Source organism: Thalassospira sp. CH_XMU1448-2 (assembly GCF_037027285.1).
GTDB classification, from domain to species: Bacteria; Pseudomonadota; Alphaproteobacteria; order Rhodospirillales; family Thalassospiraceae; genus Thalassospira; species Thalassospira profundimaris_C.
The window spans coordinates 869,835-885,972 of record NZ_JAYMEA010000001.1 but is presented as its reverse complement, the minus strand read 5'-3'; the positions used below and the strand labels follow the sequence as shown (position 1 = coordinate 885,972).

The following is a 16,138-nucleotide window of genomic DNA, read 5'->3' as shown; positions in this document are numbered from 1 at the left end:
AATCAGATGAGAGGCCAATAGGACAAAAACAATAAATTAATCAAGCGCGGAAACAAAGAAACCGATGGCAGCATTAGCCGCCATCGGTTGAAAGATCACGTTACATGCTCAGCGGCGAAAGGTTCGTCGCAGCATTACGGACAGCTTCACGCTCGCTCGCGGCCATCGGGATCAGGCCACGGTCAGCAAGGTAACCTTCGTCACCGAATGCTTTTTCCGAGGTGAATTCAGCCAGATATTCTTTGATGCCCGGGATGGTGCCGACATGTGCGTTCTTTACGTAGAAGTAAAGCGAACGCGATACCGGATAGTCACCAGCCGAGATTGCTTCGAAGGTCGGAGCAACACCAGCAATCAGGGAACCCTGAAGCTTGTCGCCGTTCTGGTCAAGGAACGAGAAACCGAAGATGCCAAGTGCATCATGGTTTGCTTCGAGCTTCTGAACGATCAGGTTGTCGTTCTCACCAGCTTCGACATAGGCACCGTCTTCACGCACACCAGCGCAAACTGCTTTGTGCTGATCTTTGTTGGATTTCTTGAGGTCGGCAATAACAGCGAACTCGTCGCAAGCTTCTTCAAGTACCAGCTCGGTGAAGGCATCACGGGTACCGGAGGTCGGCGGCGGGCCGAGAACTTCGATTTTCACGTTCGGAAGGCTCGGATCAATTTCCGACCAGGTGCTGTAGAAGTTATCAACCAGCGACTTGCCGTCTTTGGAAGGAACGGTTTTAGCCAGAGCCAGGAAGATCTGTTCTTTGGTCAGATCCAGCAGCGGAGCTTCGTTCGAGTTCGACAGAACGATACCGTCGAAGCCGACTTTGACTTCGGTAACTTCAGAAATGCCGTTCTTGGCGCAAGTTTCAACTTCGGACTTCTTGATGCGACGCGAAGCGTTGGTGATGTCCGGATGCTGTTCGCCAACACCTGCACAGAAAAGCTTCAGACCACCGCCAGAACCGGTCGATTCAATAACCGGGGTTTTGAACGAGGTGGTTTTACCGAATTCTTCTGCAACTGCGGTTGCAAACGGGAAAACGGTGGACGAACCAACGATACGAATCTGGTCGCGTGCCTGGGCAGCGCCAGCAAAGGCAACGCTCATCAGCGCCGCAACAGCAAGAGTCTTCTTCATGGTATATTCCCCAATGGTTGTTCCACTTCGGAACGGTGCAACGATCTGCGAGGCGGACTCTAACGCTGGGTGCTTACGGTATTGTGTCGCTTTTGTTAACGTTATGTGACAACGTATCAACGCGGTCAAAATTCGATATATAATCAATATAAAACAATGACTTGTATGATTTCGCCCGACACCCTGAAACGCCGGTTTCTTGACCTTCCCCGGCTCTTTTCTGTTGTTTTACGACAGACTGTAACAAAAACTGTCACAATCGCTCATCCCGAGGTCGGCCTGCCCGGTCGCTGCTGCCGTGCGATGGATAAAATCCCGCCAGCCTCTTTACATGTCCGCCATTCCAAGCAACTGTGCATTCAGGGACAACAAATACGTCGTGCCCGTTTCTGGTGCGGCCATAACAGGAGAACGACATGAGCAATGCCTCGATTGACGAGATTCAGGAACTGATCCAGAAACTGTCCGGCGAACTCGGCGAAATGTCCGAAGCGGCTTCTCGGCATATCGATGATCTGCATGTCGCTGTAAATAATGTGGCATCCCACGTTCTTGCGATTGAGGCGATCCTCGCCCTTGTCGCCAAGAAAGTCGAAATTGATGATGCTGCCGCCATCGAGTGGATTCGCGAAAAGACCGCAGCCTATGCCGAAGACAGCAGCGAAGGTTCCGCGGCCGAAGGCATCGCGCAAAGCCTGTTGGGCAAAGACGTCTAGGCACGTCGTGCCACAAGAAATACCCGCGAAAATAAAAAGACGACAGGTTGGCCTGTCGTCTTTTCTGTTTTTGGACCCGAATACCGCCGGTTTTTATGATGCCGGTGTAACTTCCGCAAAACGGTCCTGAAGTTTTGCAGGAACCGGTCCACCTGCTGCCCAGTCAAGAAGCTGGACAGTGTGAATGACTTTCAGATCGTCTGTTTCGATCTGAACCATACATCCGATATTACCGGTCGCGACCAGATCAGGCCGGGTTGCACGGATATTGCCGCGCTTGCGTTCCTGAAGCTTGCCCGCGATTTCAGGCTGCAACAGGTTGTAAACACCAGCAGACCCGCAGCAAAGATGGCCTTCGGCAATCTCGACCACATCATATCCGGCCTTTTTCAAAAGATCGCGCGGCGGACGCGTGATCTTTTGGCCATGTTGCATCGAACAGGCCGAATGATAGGCCACCCGCGGACTTCCATGCGATGCCTTGGCAAACACAGCACCATCAACATCAAGCTCTGCCAGATATTCGGTGATGTCCTTGGCCAGTTCCGACACCTTGGCCGCCTTGGCTGCATAGGCCTTATCAAGGCGCAGCATATGACCGTAATCCTTGACTGTCGTGCCACAGCCCGAAGCCGTAATCACAATTGCATCAAGGCCTTCGCCTGCGATTTCCGCACTCCAGGCATCAATATTGCCCTTGGCCTGATGACGTGATTTCTCTTCCTTGCCCATATGATGCACAAGCGACCCGCAGCATCCGGCACCCTTGGCAACAACGACTTCGATGCCGAGGCGCGTCAATAGACGAACTGTCGATTCGTTGATCTCGGTTTCAAGGACCTGCTGTGCACATCCCGTCAGGATTGCGACCCGGCCCTTGCGCGTTCCAATGGCCGGAATGATCTGTGGCTTGTCGACCCAGCTTGGCGGCGGCATATGTCGCGCCCCCATTTTCAGCATGCCCTTGAGACGTCCGGGCATGAGGCCCGCAAACGGTGCCGCAAGCTTCGCCCCGATCATTGAAAGACGGAACAGGGTCGGGTTTGGCACAACAAGCGCAAGCAACTTGCGCAGCAACCGGTCCCCAAGGGGACGCTGATAGTTTTCTTCGATATGGGCCCGCGCATTATCTATCAGATGCATGTAATCGACACCGGACGGACAGGTGCTGGTGCAGGAAAGACAGGACAGGCAACGATCAAGATGTTTGACCACCCGATCTGTTGCCGGTTTGTCATTTTCCAGCATATCCTTGATCAGATAGATCCGCCCGCGCGGACTATCGAGTTCATCCCCAAGGGTAACAAAGGTCGGGCATGTTGCCGTACAGAACCCGCAATGCACACATTTGCGCAGGATCTGCTCGCTTTCGGCAATCATCGGGTCCGCAAGACGGGCGGCGCTAAAATTGGTCTGCATTATACCTGCCCCCCTTCCGTAATATTCAGGTGCATCCGTCCCGGATTAAGGATACCGACGGGATCGAAATTATCCCGAATTTTGCGGTTAATCCGCGCCAGTGCAGGGTCTTCGGGATGGAAAACCGGCACCTCTGCACGCAGATCGGCAGGTGCGCGAACAAGAACAGCCTGACCGCTTTCCGATTGGGCAATCTGGCGCACCGTACCGGCCATCGCATCCGATCCGTCCAGACGCAGCCATATTTGCGCCCCCGCCCAGTCCATCATCACCTTGCCGCCGGTCCGGGCGGCAAGCTTTGCGGCAAGAACACCACCGGATGCTGGCGGGCCTGATACGCGCCACAGCATCCCTGACGAACCGCTATAGGGTGCAACATCCGCAACCGCCTTCCAGAAAGTTGCGCTATTTGTCGTATGCAACTCTTCGCTGGCACCAAATTCGGCCAACAGTTTGCGCAGGGCTTCGCAGCGCCAGGCAACAGACGGCGCCGGTCCCTCTACCCGAAGTGCAACAAGGCCGGTGCCCATTGCAGACGCAACATCAATGCCGAACCTCGCCACATCTTCGGCCGCAACCCATGCCGCCGCCGAGACTTCGTTTTCACTGCCCATTGCACGGTTCATTGCCATTCCGGCACGCTCAGGATCATTGCAGGCAATCAGAACAGTCCGGGCTTTCTCGTCGCACGGCATCACCTTCATGGTGATGGTATGCATCACACCAAGTGTCCCGAACGATCCCGACATAAGTTTTGAAAGATCAAAACCGGTGACGTTTTTCATCACCCGTCCGCCGGATTTGAAATCCTCGCCGCGACCACTGACGGCCTCAAACCCCAACAGGTGATCGCGTGCGGCCCCGACCTTGATCCGGCGCGGTCCCGACAGATTGGTTGCGATCAGACCGCCAATCGTCCCGGCATTCTGTGCGACATCATCGGCAAGGAGGGCTGGAAAATTTCCGGTCTCAAAGTGGAATTGCTGGTTCTTTTCGCGCAGGGTCGCCTGAATTTCGGCAAGCGACGTTCCTGCACGGACAGAAAGCACCAGTTCTTCGGGCTCGTAAAACAGGACACCGGTCAATTTTGACAGATCCAGAACATGGTCGGCAGCAACCGCATGCCCATATGCCCGTTTGCTACCCGATCCGATCACTTCCAGCGGCTTTTTGGCATCAACAGCCCAACCAATGGCATCACGCAGCTGTTCTGGCGTGGTGGGGGATATGACTTCCGTCATTGTGGTTCTCTCTCTTCCTCTCTTGATCCTTGCCGACCGGACTGCGGGAACCGGTGACAGGATTTTTCTTGTTGTTTATCGGCCGGGCCTAGAAGCGCGGAATATCCGGGAACTTGTTTGCAACTTCACGCGCATGCAGGGTTTTGAGCTCGCCACAACCATGCAGGGTCGGGAATACCTTGCCGGGGTTCAGAAGCTCATCCTCATCAAACGCCAGTTTCAGACGTTCCTGATGCTTCATGTCATCTTCAGTGAACATTTCGGGCATCAGATCGCGCTTCTCGACACCAATGCCGTGCTCGCCAGACAAAACGCCCCCCACTTCAACGCAAAGCTTCAGGATATCTGCGCCGAATTCTTCGGCACGTTCCAGTTCACCGGGCTGATTGGCATCAAACATGATCAGCGGATGCAAATTGCCGTCACCTGCATGGAAAACATTGGCAACGCGCAGGCCGTGGCGCTGCGACAGGACCTGCATACCGGTCAGCACTTCGGCAAGGCGGGCACGCGGGATGGTGCCGTCCATGCACATATAATCGGGCGAAATACGGCCAATCGCGGGAAAGGCGTTCTTGCGGCCTGACCAGAACAGAAGGCGTTCTTCCTCGCTTTCGGAAATACGCGAATAGACAGCACCGCAATCCCTGGCGATCGCGCCGACCTTTTCGATCAGGTAATCGACTTCGACTTTTGGTCCGTCAAGTTCAACAAGCAGCAATGCCTCGACATCAAGCGGGTAACCCGCATGAACAAAGTCCTCGGTCGCCTTGATCGCCGGGGCATCCATCATTTCAAGACCGCCAGGAATGATGCCATCCGCAATGATCTTGGCAACGCAATTGCCACCGGCCTCACTGCTGTTAAAGCCCAGAAGCAATGCACGCGCGGTTTCCGGTTTGCGCAAGATGCGTACCGTCACTTCGGTCACGATCCCCAAAAGGCCTTCGGAACCGGTGATGATCCCCAAAAGGTCATATCCGCTCTGATCAAGGCCCTTGCCACCGATGCGAAGGATTTCACCTTCGATCGTGACCATCTCAAGACCAAGGACATTATTAGTCGTAAGGCCGTATTTCAGGGAATGCACACCGCCTGAATTCTCGGCGATATTGCCGCCAATCGAACAGGCAATCTGGCTGGACGGATCGGGTGCGTAATAGAACCCTTTATGTTCAACTGCACGCGTGATGCCAAGATTGGTCACGCCGGGCTGCACCACAGCCGCGCGGTTATCCCAGTCGATCTCGAGCACGCGATTGAATTTCATCATACTAATGGTAATCGCATCCGCCATCGGCAATGCCCCACCAGACAAACCGGTACCGGCACCCCGCGGAACAACGCGAATTTTATTTGTATGACAATATTTCAGAATGGCTGCGACCTGCCCGGTATTCTCGGGCAGGACCACAATCATGGGCAGCTGGCGATAGGCCATCAACCCGTCACATTCATAGGGCCTGAGCTGATCCTCATCGACGATCACGCCACCAGTTGCCGGAACAATTTCGCGCATGGCGGCAATAATGTCCTTGCGTCGCGCAAGTGTGTTCGGGTTCGGCTCAGGCATCCTAAGCATCGGTCGTTTACTCCTTCAATTCGACCAGCAAGTCCTTGCTGTCGACCTGTGTACCGGCCGGTGCGTGGATTTTTGCCACCACACCGTCCTTTTCCGCATGAACTGCGGTTTCCATTTTCATGGCTTCAAGCGAGCACATCACATCCCCAGCCTTGACCTTCTGGCCTTCGGCAACATGCACCTCGACCACAAGACCCGGCATCGGGGCCGCGATGTGAAGTTTGTTGCCATCTTCGGCTTTTGGTCGCGCCTTGCCGGACGCAGCCAGTGTCTTGTCGGCAACCTTGACCGTCCGCGGCTGGCCGTTCAGCTCGAAGAACACCGTACGATGGCCTTCCTCATCACCGAATTCCGACGTCGCCAGATAACGGATCACAAGGGTTTTGCCCTTTTCCAGATCAACCGAAATTTCTTGGTTCTGGGTCATCCCGTAGAAAAAGACCGGGGTCGGCAGAATGGAAACGTCGGCGTGGTGGCTTCGGTATTCGGCATAGTCAAGGAACACCTTGGGATACATCACATAGGATGCAACCTCGGCATCGCTGATATTGCGGTGTGTTTTCTTTTCGACTTCCTTGCGGGTCGCTTCGAAGTCGATCGGCGGCAATGACTTGCCCGGGCGATCCGTCAGGGCCTCGGCACCTTTAAGAACCTTGCGCTGCAGGGCGGGCGGGAAACCACCAACCGGCTGACCAATTTCACCGCGGAAGAAGGAAATCACGCTATCGGGGAAGGCAATGTCCTTTTTAGGATCAAGAACGTCTTCCTCGGACAAACCGGACGTCACCATCATCAGCGCCATATCGCCAACAACCTTGGAGCTTGGCGTGACCTTGACGACATCGCCGAACATCTTGTTGACGGCAGCATAGGCCTTCGACACTTCGGGCCAGCGATCCTCGATCCCCAATGCACGGGCCTGCTGACGCAGGTTGGTATATTGGCCACCGGGCATTTCATGGACATAGACGTCCGAAGTACCGCTGCGGATATCGCTTTCAAAGCCGGCATAGTAACGACGAACCTGTTCCCAATAGGTCGAAACTTCCTTGAGCGCCTCGGTCTTGAGGCCCGGATCGCGTGGCTGACCGATATAGTTATTGGCAATCGAACCAAGGCTGGGCTGTGATGTCAGACCCGACATGGAATCCATCGCCGCATCCACCGCATCAACGCCTGCATCAATCGCGGCAATCACGGTTGCAGCCGAAATACCACTGGTGTCATGGGTGTGGAAATGGATCGGGATATTGACCGTGTCCTTAAGTGCCTTGATCAGTTCGGTCGCCGCCGCCGGACGCAAGACCCCGGCCATATCCTTAAGACCCAGAATATGCGCACCTGATTTTTCAAGCTCGCGCGCCATATTCACATAGTAATCAAGATTATATTTCGGGCGGTTCTTGTCATAGATATCGCCCGTATAACAGATGGTCGCTTCGCACAGCTTGTCGGTTTTCAGAACCGATTCCATGGCGACTTTCATGTTCTCGACCCAGTTCAAGCTGTCAAAGACACGGAAGACATCCATGCCATGTTCAGCCGCCTGCTTGACGAAATAATCAACCGCATTGTCGGGATAGTTCGTATAGCCAACCGCGTTTGATGCCCGTAAAAGCATCTGGGTCAGGATGTTGGGAACCCGTTCACGCAGCTTGACCAAGCGATCCCACGGGTCTTCCTTCAGGAAGCGCATGGCAACATCAAACGTCGCCCCGCCCCAGCATTCCAGCGAAAACAGTTCCGGCAGGCCATGCGCATAATAGGGCGCAATTTCGAGCATGTCGTAAGTACGCATACGCGTAGCAAGCAGTGACTGATGCGCATCACGCATCGTGGTATCGGTAATCAGGACACGTTCCTGATCCTTCATCCAGCGCGAGAACCCCTCTGCCCCCAGCTGATCAAGCTTTTGCTTGGTACCGGGCCGGATTTCGCCAAGATCGATGGATTTCGGCATCACCGGATCATGCAGATTGGTCGGAACAATGCGGCCTTCAACTTCCGGGTTGCCGTTCACAGCAACTTCACCGATGAAACGCAGAAGTCGGGTCGCACGGTCACGACGGCGCACGAACTTGAACAGGTCGGGCGTTTCGTCAATGAAGCGCGTGGTATATTCACCCGCACGGAATTTCGGGTGATTGATCAGGTTTTCAAGGAAGGCAAGGTTGGTGGCCACACCGCGAATACGGAATTCACGAAGGGCACGGTCCATGCGATCCACGGCCTCACGCGGGGTACTGCCCCAGGCGGTGACCTTTTCGAGCATGCTGTCATAGAACGGTGTGATCACAGCACCGGAATAAGCCGTACCGCCATCAAGACGAATACCAAAACCGTTGGCCCCGCGATAAACCTTGATGATCCCGTAATCGGGAACAAAGTTGTTTTCCGGGTTTTCGGTGGTGATACGACACTGAAGCGCATGGTCACGCAGCTTGATCTTGTCCTGCCAGGGAATGCCGGTTTCCGACGGGAAACCAATGCGTCCGCCCTGCGCAATCAGGATCTGCGCCTTGACCAGATCAAAACCGGTTACGCATTCGGTCACAGTATGTTCGACCTGAATACGCGGATTGACCTCGATGAAATAGAATTTGGATGTATCAACATCCATCAGGAATTCGACGGTCCCGGCATTCACGTAATTGGCAGCCGTCCCCAACCGGATAGCGGCATCACAGATTTCCTGACGCTGTTCATCATTGAGGTATGGCGCGGGTGCGCGTTCAACAACCTTCTGGTTACGGCGCTGAACCGAGCAGTCACGTTCATACAGATGAACAAGGGTTCCATGCGTATCGCCCAGAAGCTGAACTTCAACATGGCGGGCGCGACGGATCAGCTTTTCAAAATAGACCTCGCCATTGCCAAAGGCGGCTTCGGCTTCGCGCCGTGCGGCAAGGACCTGATTGGAAAGATCCTTGCCATTTTCGATGACGCGCATGCCACGGCCACCACCGCCCCAGCTTGCCTTAAGCATCAGCGGATAGCCGATTTTCTCGGCAATCCGGGTGACTTCCTTCATGTCTTCGGGCAAGGCGCTTGATGCCGGCATGACCGGAACACCTGCACTTTCGGCCAGATTACGCGCAGAAACCTTGTTACCAAGGACACGCATCACATCGGAATCAGGGCCGATAAACTGAATCCCGGCCTCGGCACAGGCATCGGCGAATTCCGGGTTTTCCGACAGGAAGCCGTATCCGGGATGGATCGCATCCACATCGGCGTCACGTGCAACCCGAAGAATGTCTTCGATATCGAGATAGGCGCGAATGGGTTTGTTACCCTTGCCCACCGCATAGCTTTCATCAGCCTTGAAACGGTGAAGGGCAAAACGGTCTTCGTCCGAGAAGATCGCAACGGTGCGAATGCCAAGCTCGTTGGCAGCTCGCAAAACACGAATCGCTATCTCGCCACGGTTGGCGACCAGAAGTTTACGGATACGCTTAGGTGCAGAACGCGTCATTGACACCGGGCTCCTACCACATTTTCCTGGCAGGAACGTGCCTGTGCGCGCCTGCCAAAACCAAGTGAAACGCCACGATATGGTCCCGGAATGCGCTGCGGTGCGGGATGCCTGCAACGCCATACCTTTTGTGGCGGAACAAGATGCCTGCACGTTGAGATCTTGTGCAATGCATCCAGAGCTTTTGGCGCCCGGTGGGCAGGCGTCGGTTCTGGTATATGCGCATTGCCCTCTCCCTGTCAAAGCATGATCTCTGAAATTGGTAATACCAATTGAACAAAAACAAGACCAGTCGCTTTTCACCATGTGGAACGAAAAACACTGCCACAACACCCATGCGGCCTGAAAAACCGTGATCTTTCGGGGACTTTTGTGACAGATATGCTATTGTCCGCCCCACGAAAAAGACCCCAACCCTGAAACGGTTACGCCCATGCCGAAGCTGAATCTTCGACTAAAGTTCCTGCTGCTTTCCATTTTGCCGCTGGTGCTTGCTGCATCCGCCATCTCATGGCTGGTCTTTGCGCAGGCCGAAAGACTGGCAGAAGCAGAAATCAGAACCTTTGAACGCAACATCCTTGAAGCCCGCAAGGAAGAGCTCAAAAGTTATCTCGAACTGGCGATGGCATCGATTGACCACATCTATTCGGTGGCAAGCCCGCTTGATGCGGTTTCCAAGGAACGGGTCAAGGCCATCATCGAAGACCTGTCCTATGGCAAGGATGGCTATTTCTTTATTTATGACCGTGATGGAACGGCACTTGTCGAACCGCCCCAGCCCTGGCGGGTTGGCCGGACCTATTGGAATTTGCGCGACATTAACGGCAACAGCGTCATTCAGGGTTTGATTTTCAACGCTGAAAAGGGTGGCGATTTCATGCGCCATGTCTGGGAAAAACCATCGACTGGCGAACCCACCGAAAAGATCACCTATTCCCTGATGCTCGACAAATGGGACTGGATGATCGGCACAGGCATCTATATCGACGATATCGCCGAACAGGTCACCGAGATCGAGACCGAAGTTTCCACCCATATTCGCGAAACCACGATTTCGATCATCGGCGTGACAATCCTTGCCGTCCTTCTGGTTGGAATATCAGGCACGGTTGTGACCCTTTCGGAACGCAAACTTGCTGATGCCAAGCTCAAGGAACTGACCCATCGCGTGGTTGATGTTCAGGAACAGGAACGCCTTCGGGTATCACGTGAACTGCATGACGGCATCAGCCAGATACTGGTATCGGTCAAATATTCAGTCGAAACCGCCATCGCACGCATTGGGCAAGCACGTGAAAACGCAGTCGAACCGATGGAAAAAGCCGCCAAACGATTGCAGGACGCCATTCACGAAGTCCGGCGAATTTCGCGCGACCTGCGTCCGGCGGTTCTTGACGATCTTGGTCTGAAACCGGCCATCGAAAGCATGTGTGCAGAGCTTCAGGATCGATCCGGTATCCTGATGGAAGTGAAAATCGACAATATCGACAACCAGCTTGATATCGCCAAGAAGACCACGCTTTACCGCGTATTGCAGGAAACCCTGACCAATATCGAACGTCATGCCGACGCAACCGTGATCAAAATATCGATCAAACGCGAAGGCCCCAGCGTGGTGATGCGCATTACCGATAACGGCGTCGGCTTTGAAACCAATCGCTATATCCGTAACCGTGATCCGCGCGCCGGGATCGGCTTGCGCAACATGCGCGAACGCATGGAATTCCATGGCGGCGGGCTTTCGGTACGCTCAGAACCCGATGACGGAACCAAAATCACTGCATTTATTCCGGCATCCAGCCAGAATGGTCTACCCGAGAGATCAATCACCGGTTAATCTGGCCTTGCAATCACCGTTACGCGACAGGACCAAGTTTCGATCAATGAACAGTGCCAATCAAATCTATTCCCCGGATCGCCCATTACGCATTCTGCTATGCGATGATCATGCCCTTGTGATGGACGGAATTCGTTCGCGACTGGAATGTTTTGACCATATCAATATCATTGGCGAAGCCAGCAACGGTGTTGAAGCCTTGTCACTCGCGGCCGAACTTCGTCCTGATATCGTGCTTATGGATATTTCCATGCCGGTAATGAACGGCCTCGAAGCGGCCGAGAAATTCCGTGAAACCCTGCCGGATGCCAAGGTCGTCATTCTTTCGATGCACGAAAACCCGGAATATCTGCGTACGGCCCAGCAGGCAGGTGCCAAGGGCTTTATCCTGAAAGACGTATCGTCAAATGACATGGTCCGGGCGATTGAAACCATCGCCAATGGCGGCGAAGCCTATAGCTCGACCTTTGACGGCATCAGTGCGGGCGAAGGAAGCAGCAATGACGGTGTGCCGCTGACAACACGCGAACGAACGGTTCTGCGCCTTCTTGCCAAGGGAGCGAGCAACAAGCATGTTGCGCGCGAACTTGATATCAGTGTCCGCACTGTCGAAACACATCGCAGGAACATCAAGCGCAAGCTTGATATCGACAGCTCTGCCGGTCTTGTGCGCTATGCCATCGAAAAAGGTCTGGTGACGCTCGATACCAATCCCTGAGTCCTTGACTTTACAGGCACAATTGGACGCTGGTCGACTTTAGATTGATTTCACAACGAGATACGGTACATTTAAGACTGGTTTTGATTGATTATATTTTTCAATCATCAACCAGTCCGGGTACAGACCCCGTTTAAAAGGGTGGTGTTTGTGAACCATACAGCAAACCATGTTTTCCGACCCGACCTTGCCCGTTGTCGCGACTGCGGTGTGCGCAAATTTGCCCTGTTCAACAATCTGACAGACGAGGATTTCAAGCTCGTCCACATGCCTGTTGAAGATATCGCCCTTGCCAAACGTGACATCCTATATAACGCAGGGGATCTGGCACAGTCGATCTACACACTGCGTAGCGGGTTGATCAAACTGGTCCATTATCTGCCCGACGGAAATCAAAGGGTGGTGCGACTTGTCCGTCCGGGGGGCACCATCGGCCTCGAGGCCATTGTCAGTGAATGCTTCACTCATCATGCCGAAGCCATTCAGGACAGCCGTCTTTGTCGTATTCCGATCGCTGTTATTGAAAAACTCGATAGTGAAAGCCCGAGACTGCATAAACAGGTCCTTAACCGCTGGCATCAGGCTGTCATGGATTCAGACAACTGGCTCACCCAGATGTCGACCGGTACGGCGCGCGAACGTGTTGCGCGCCTTTGCCTGTTTTTAAATGATTCGGAAACCGGTAACTGCCAATTGCCCGGACGCGAAGATATCGGCGCGATGCTTGGTATCACCACCGAAACAGCCAGCCGGATCATTGCTGATTTCCGGCGCATTGAGCTGCTCGACTTCCAGGCGCGCAACATCTTCCATCTTGATGTGGACGGGCTAAGAGATGTTGCAGGAATGGATGAAGACGGCTCTGCAAATCAGGTTTGATCATCCATCAGATCACCGAACAGCCTGCTGCAATACCGTCTGAAATGCCGAATTCGGGCCACAGGACAATGAAAGTCTTTGATATTCTTCCGGGGTATCGATCCGGCGTTGCTCTTCACGACGACGGCGGTCAATGTCGCGTAACCGGCGTTTGAAATCCCGACCATATTCCGACAGAAGCCGCCTGATCGCCGATTGTACGTTTTCGGCAGGCATCGGGAACATCGCGCCCACCTTGCCGACAACATCATTCACCAGATCATCAAGCGCAGCACGGATGTCAGCCTCCATACCGCGATTGACTTTTACATGCTCGCCCTCGTGGGCGTAGACGGCATTATATTCGCATGATCCGCGTTCAAGTTCCGATGCGATATAAACCAGATGCTTGACGACATTGACCTTCGGGTTGACCCGCACCGGATCAAGACAATAGCGCCCCAACCCGACCTCACGCGGTTCAATGCGCATATCAAAAGATGCCTGCATTTCATATTCCGTCAGCCCCGCGACAACATATTTAGAACCACCTCCGGCACGACTGTTTAGCCATCGCACCGACCGGTGCCGGTCGAGCATCGGGTCCTTGTGGTTAAACTCAAGTGTCGCCTGTGGTGCGCGGACAGGCGCACAAGATCCTTGCGCCCCTGCCGATGACATGCTTGCCCATATGGTCAAACATACAATCAGCCCCCAAACTGGCCAATAAAGGCTCTTTTGACAGCAAACCGTCAAACAGCATCCCCGTTTTCAAACAAAATGACGGTCATCGCAAACTCGGCCATGTCGCGTGATATCAGACATGACTGACACGGTCGGCACAACCGACGCAAAGCGGCGTGGTCGGATCAAATTCCAGGCGTTTCTTCTCGATATCTTCGCCGCAATTATGACAATGACCATATTTGTCATCATCCATCCGCTTAAGAGTCTTTTCAATCCGGTCCAGTTCCGCAGCCCGGCGACGTTCCTGTTCCAGATGCATTTGCTGGTTCTGAAGCGCATCCATTCGCGACAACCGCCCGACCGCCTGTTGATCAAGTTCAACCGGCTTTCGGTAATCTTCGGAATGGGTTGAATGCGCCAGAATATCTGCGCGCCTTTCTTCAAGACGCGCACGCAACGCAGCCAGATCAATATCTTTACGGTCCGTCATGCGAAACCTCGTGAACTGTTGTTGTTCTTCTTTTGATATATGGGGATCGCCGGGGCCGTTTCGCCATTCCCATATGCAGAATTGCCCCGTTATCCAGCCAGCCTCAGGTGCAATTCCCGCACGCATCGACCAGTTTTTCCATGGCGGCCTTTGCTTCGTCATCATCAAGCCCTTCGGCCTTGATGTTTTTCTGGATTTTACAGCAAAGAGCCGGGCCGCCCGGAAACGGTTTGTCTATCCAGAACGGTGCTGTGGTGCCAAAATATCCCGCCTGATCGAGGAAGGAGACACCATAATAATAGGCAGCCCCGACCGAGTTATAGAAGGTCGGATCATCAATGAAACCGCCATCGGGTGTCATGGATTTCGTAAGGCACCAGTCCAGAACCAGACCGATATCGGCAGAGGCGGCTTTTTGAGTATCGGCATCAACACTCGACCAGCCCAGATCGAAAATTTTGGTCACATCGTAATTGTTGTGATTGTTGAAATCGCCATTGTGTTTCCAGCCAAAAGGATAGGCATCATCGCGGATCGCAAGGGTGGTCTGGAAAATCTCCGTCCACAAATCCACCTTGCCGTGCTGATAGGAAATATTATGGAAGGTCAGGCTAAGGTCGCTGCTTTTCAGGACACCCTGATCAACGGTGTCAAACCATCCCCCCCAATATCCGCTTTCTCTGTCCTGCCAGTCATCGAGCCACTTTTTATAGGTATCGATATATTCCTGTGTCAGATCAAAGCCCTTCACATTGCTTTGAAAATAGTCACGAATTTCGCTTTTGAAACACATCTGCGACAAGGCGGCAGTAACAGCGCCAAGCGCATCACGCCGGTCCAGACCATCGGCATAGATCTTTGACGTCTTCTGACCTTCAAGCCACGCCACCATCTTGGACGGCGTTCCAATGGGTGCCAAAAATGTCAAAGGATATTCGGGGGCCTGTCCGGCATCGGCCAGTGTATTGACCGCATCAATCATCGCATCGACCTTAAGGAACCACTGATCGTAACAGGGACCCCAGGAACCATCACTTGCGACCTGTTGCTCTGCCCAATCCTGATCCGGATTTTCAAGGGATTGCGCAAAGGCATCTATCTTGGTTGAAAGCGTTTCCCAGTCGGCGGTGTACATCAGATACCATTTGCATTCGATCATCTGCTGATCAGATGCCGCCATGCTGTTACCAGTCTGCTGAATTTCGATCAGCTTGTCCTGCAACGGCGCAAGCTTTGTCGCAAAGGCTTCTTGCTGCGCGAGATAATCCGGATCGAACGCACAGAATTGTTCTTCGATCAGTTTGGTAAAATCGGTCATGGGCTTTTTGCGCCTCCCCTTTACGCATCGAGCCCTCAGCATGACAAAAAATCACTCAATGCCAAGGAATTATACCACCCCTGCGACAAGGAAGGTTCTTTGGCCTGACTGATTTTGATCTTGAGAGACGCACCGAGCGCATCATCATTCTTGAAGGAGCCAGTTTCGAATGATGCGCAATGCCTGATCGGGATCCGTATCGACAATCTTTGCCGCAACATTTGCCTTCTTACGATCAATCATCCCCTCGATCCCGGCAACATTGATGCCATCGGCATCAATATCGACCGGAGCAAAAGAAGACGTTGCAGATGTTGAATTCAGACGGTCACGCAAAGCATCATCTGATCCCGGTTCATATCGCGGGATGGGAGCCAGGGGCTTGGGCCCTTTCATAAAAGATGCCCCATGATCCTGCCGATTTTTTTTGTCACTTTGTGCCATGGCACATCTTTTACCAGATCAGTTCAAACTGCCTTACATCAGATATATGGCGACTCGCTTAAGGAATTAAGCCGTTCATTCTCGAAATTTCACGGCGCAAACGCCAGATACCTAATTTAGATGTAATTAAACTTTGGTAGAATATGTATGTTCCAGACAAGACAACAGCGCTTACAGGCTCAACCACAGGCACCAAAGAAACCGACCCTCTGGTTTTTTCG

13 protein-coding genes are annotated in these 16,138 nt (G+C 53.5%); 4 read left to right on the top strand and 9 right to left on the bottom strand.

Annotated features, from left to right (window positions below; genetic code table 11):
- Nucleotides 1–100: 100 nt before the first annotated feature.
- Nucleotides 101–1,132, bottom strand: a complete 1,032-nt coding sequence (locus tag WA318_RS03995) for a PstS family phosphate ABC transporter substrate-binding protein (RefSeq protein WP_114096762.1) — start codon at nt 1,130–1,132, stop codon at nt 101–103.
- A gap of 416 nt (nt 1,133–1,548) precedes the next feature.
- Here WA318_RS03995 and WA318_RS03990 point away from each other — a divergent pair, with 416 nt between their 5' ends.
- A complete protein-coding gene (locus tag WA318_RS03990) occupies nt 1,549–1,848 on the top strand; it encodes a hypothetical protein (protein ID WP_114096761.1) in 300 nt (99 codons plus the stop codon).
- 93 nt (nt 1,849–1,941) lie between these two features.
- On the opposite strand, the gene glcF is transcribed toward WA318_RS03990, so the two are convergent.
- From glcF to pyc, 4 genes are all read right to left on the bottom strand, one after another.
- Nucleotides 1,942–3,267 (bottom strand): glycolate oxidase subunit GlcF, encoded by a 1,326-nt coding sequence (glcF, locus tag WA318_RS03985; RefSeq protein WP_336080065.1) that lies wholly within the window; start codon nt 3,265–3,267, stop codon nt 1,942–1,944.
- The gene (gene glcE, locus WA318_RS03980; RefSeq protein ID WP_336080064.1) at nt 3,267–4,508 is read right to left on the bottom strand and encodes a glycolate oxidase subunit GlcE; all 1,242 of its coding nucleotides are present in this window, start codon (nt 4,506–4,508) and stop codon (nt 3,267–3,269) included. Before glcE ends, glcF begins: the two co-directional genes overlap by 1 nt.
- Nucleotides 4,509–4,596: 88 nt before the next feature.
- Nucleotides 4,597–6,081: an FAD-linked oxidase C-terminal domain-containing protein gene (locus WA318_RS03975; RefSeq protein WP_114096758.1), complete on the bottom strand. Its 1,485-nt coding sequence runs from the start codon at nt 6,079–6,081 to the stop codon at nt 4,597–4,599.
- A 16-nt stretch (nt 6,082–6,097) separates the two neighbouring features.
- The gene (pyc, locus tag WA318_RS03970; RefSeq protein ID WP_336080063.1) at nt 6,098–9,565 is read right to left on the bottom strand and encodes a pyruvate carboxylase; all 3,468 of its coding nucleotides are present in this window, start codon (nt 9,563–9,565) and stop codon (nt 6,098–6,100) included.
- A 433-nt stretch (nt 9,566–9,998) separates the two neighbouring features.
- Here pyc and WA318_RS03965 point away from each other — a divergent pair, with 433 nt between their 5' ends.
- The 3 genes from WA318_RS03965 to WA318_RS03955 all read left to right on the top strand — a co-directional run bounded on the left by WA318_RS03965 (nt 9,999) and on the right by WA318_RS03955 (nt 12,999).
- Nucleotides 9,999–11,402: a cache domain-containing protein gene (locus tag WA318_RS03965; RefSeq protein ID WP_114096755.1), complete on the top strand. Its 1,404-nt coding sequence runs from the start codon at nt 9,999–10,001 to the stop codon at nt 11,400–11,402.
- A 46-nt stretch (nt 11,403–11,448) separates the two neighbouring features.
- Entirely contained in the window at nt 11,449–12,120 is a 672-nt protein-coding gene (locus WA318_RS03960) for a response regulator transcription factor (RefSeq protein WP_114096754.1), read from the top strand.
- Nucleotides 12,121–12,270: 150 nt separating this feature from the next.
- Nucleotides 12,271–12,999, top strand: coding sequence for a Crp/Fnr family transcriptional regulator (locus WA318_RS03955; RefSeq protein ID WP_114096906.1), 729 nt, complete (start codon nt 12,271–12,273; stop codon nt 12,997–12,999).
- Nucleotides 13,000–13,011: 12 nt separating this feature from the next.
- Here WA318_RS03955 and WA318_RS03950 read toward each other — a convergent pair whose 3' ends face one another.
- From WA318_RS03950 to WA318_RS03935, 4 genes are all read right to left on the bottom strand, one after another.
- Nucleotides 13,012–13,659, bottom strand: a complete 648-nt coding sequence (locus WA318_RS03950; RefSeq protein WP_336080062.1) for a hypothetical protein — start codon at nt 13,657–13,659, stop codon at nt 13,012–13,014.
- Between the two features lie 136 nt (nt 13,660–13,795).
- Nucleotides 13,796–14,155 carry a TraR/DksA family transcriptional regulator gene (locus WA318_RS03945; RefSeq protein ID WP_336080061.1) on the bottom strand — a complete coding sequence of 120 codons (360 nt, stop codon included), beginning with the start codon at nt 14,153–14,155 and terminating at the stop codon, nt 13,796–13,798.
- Between the two features lie 103 nt (nt 14,156–14,258).
- Nucleotides 14,259–15,473, bottom strand: coding sequence for a hypothetical protein (locus WA318_RS03940; protein ID WP_336080060.1), 1,215 nt, complete (start codon nt 15,471–15,473; stop codon nt 14,259–14,261).
- Nucleotides 15,474–15,617: 144 nt separating this feature from the next.
- Nucleotides 15,618–15,869, bottom strand: a complete 252-nt coding sequence (locus WA318_RS03935; protein ID WP_258548598.1) for a hypothetical protein — start codon at nt 15,867–15,869, stop codon at nt 15,618–15,620.
- Between the last annotated feature and the right edge of the window lie 269 nt (nt 15,870–16,138).

Bases quoted from the DNA above. Each gene is read 5' to 3' on its own strand.
- WA318_RS03960 (WP_114096754.1), top strand. From the start codon at position 11,449: ATGAACAGTGCCAATCAAATCTATTCCCCGGATCGCCCATTACGCATT.
- glcF (WP_336080065.1), bottom strand. From the start codon at position 3,267: ATGCAGACCAATTTTAGCGCCGCCCGTCTTGCGGACCCGATGATTGCC.
- WA318_RS03965 (WP_114096755.1), top strand. From the start codon at position 9,999: ATGCCGAAGCTGAATCTTCGACTAAAGTTCCTGCTGCTTTCCATTTTG.
- WA318_RS03950 (WP_336080062.1), bottom strand. From the start codon at position 13,659: ATGTCATCGGCAGGGGCGCAAGGATCTTGTGCGCCTGTCCGCGCACCA.
- WA318_RS03995 (WP_114096762.1), bottom strand. From the start codon at position 1,132: ATGAAGAAGACTCTTGCTGTTGCGGCGCTGATGAGCGTTGCCTTTGCT.
- WA318_RS03975 (WP_114096758.1), bottom strand. From the start codon at position 6,081: ATGCCTGAGCCGAACCCGAACACACTTGCGCGACGCAAGGACATTATT.
- glcE (WP_336080064.1), bottom strand. From the start codon at position 4,508: ATGACGGAAGTCATATCCCCCACCACGCCAGAACAGCTGCGTGATGCC.
- pyc (WP_336080063.1), bottom strand. From the start codon at position 9,565: ATGACGCGTTCTGCACCTAAGCGTATCCGTAAACTTCTGGTCGCCAAC.
- WA318_RS03990 (WP_114096761.1), top strand. From the start codon at position 1,549: ATGAGCAATGCCTCGATTGACGAGATTCAGGAACTGATCCAGAAACTG.
- WA318_RS03935 (WP_258548598.1), bottom strand. From the start codon at position 15,869: ATGAAAGGGCCCAAGCCCCTGGCTCCCATCCCGCGATATGAACCGGGA.
- WA318_RS03945 (WP_336080061.1), bottom strand. From the start codon at position 14,155: ATGACGGACCGTAAAGATATTGATCTGGCTGCGTTGCGTGCGCGTCTT.
- WA318_RS03940 (WP_336080060.1), bottom strand. From the start codon at position 15,473: ATGACCGATTTTACCAAACTGATCGAAGAACAATTCTGTGCGTTCGAT.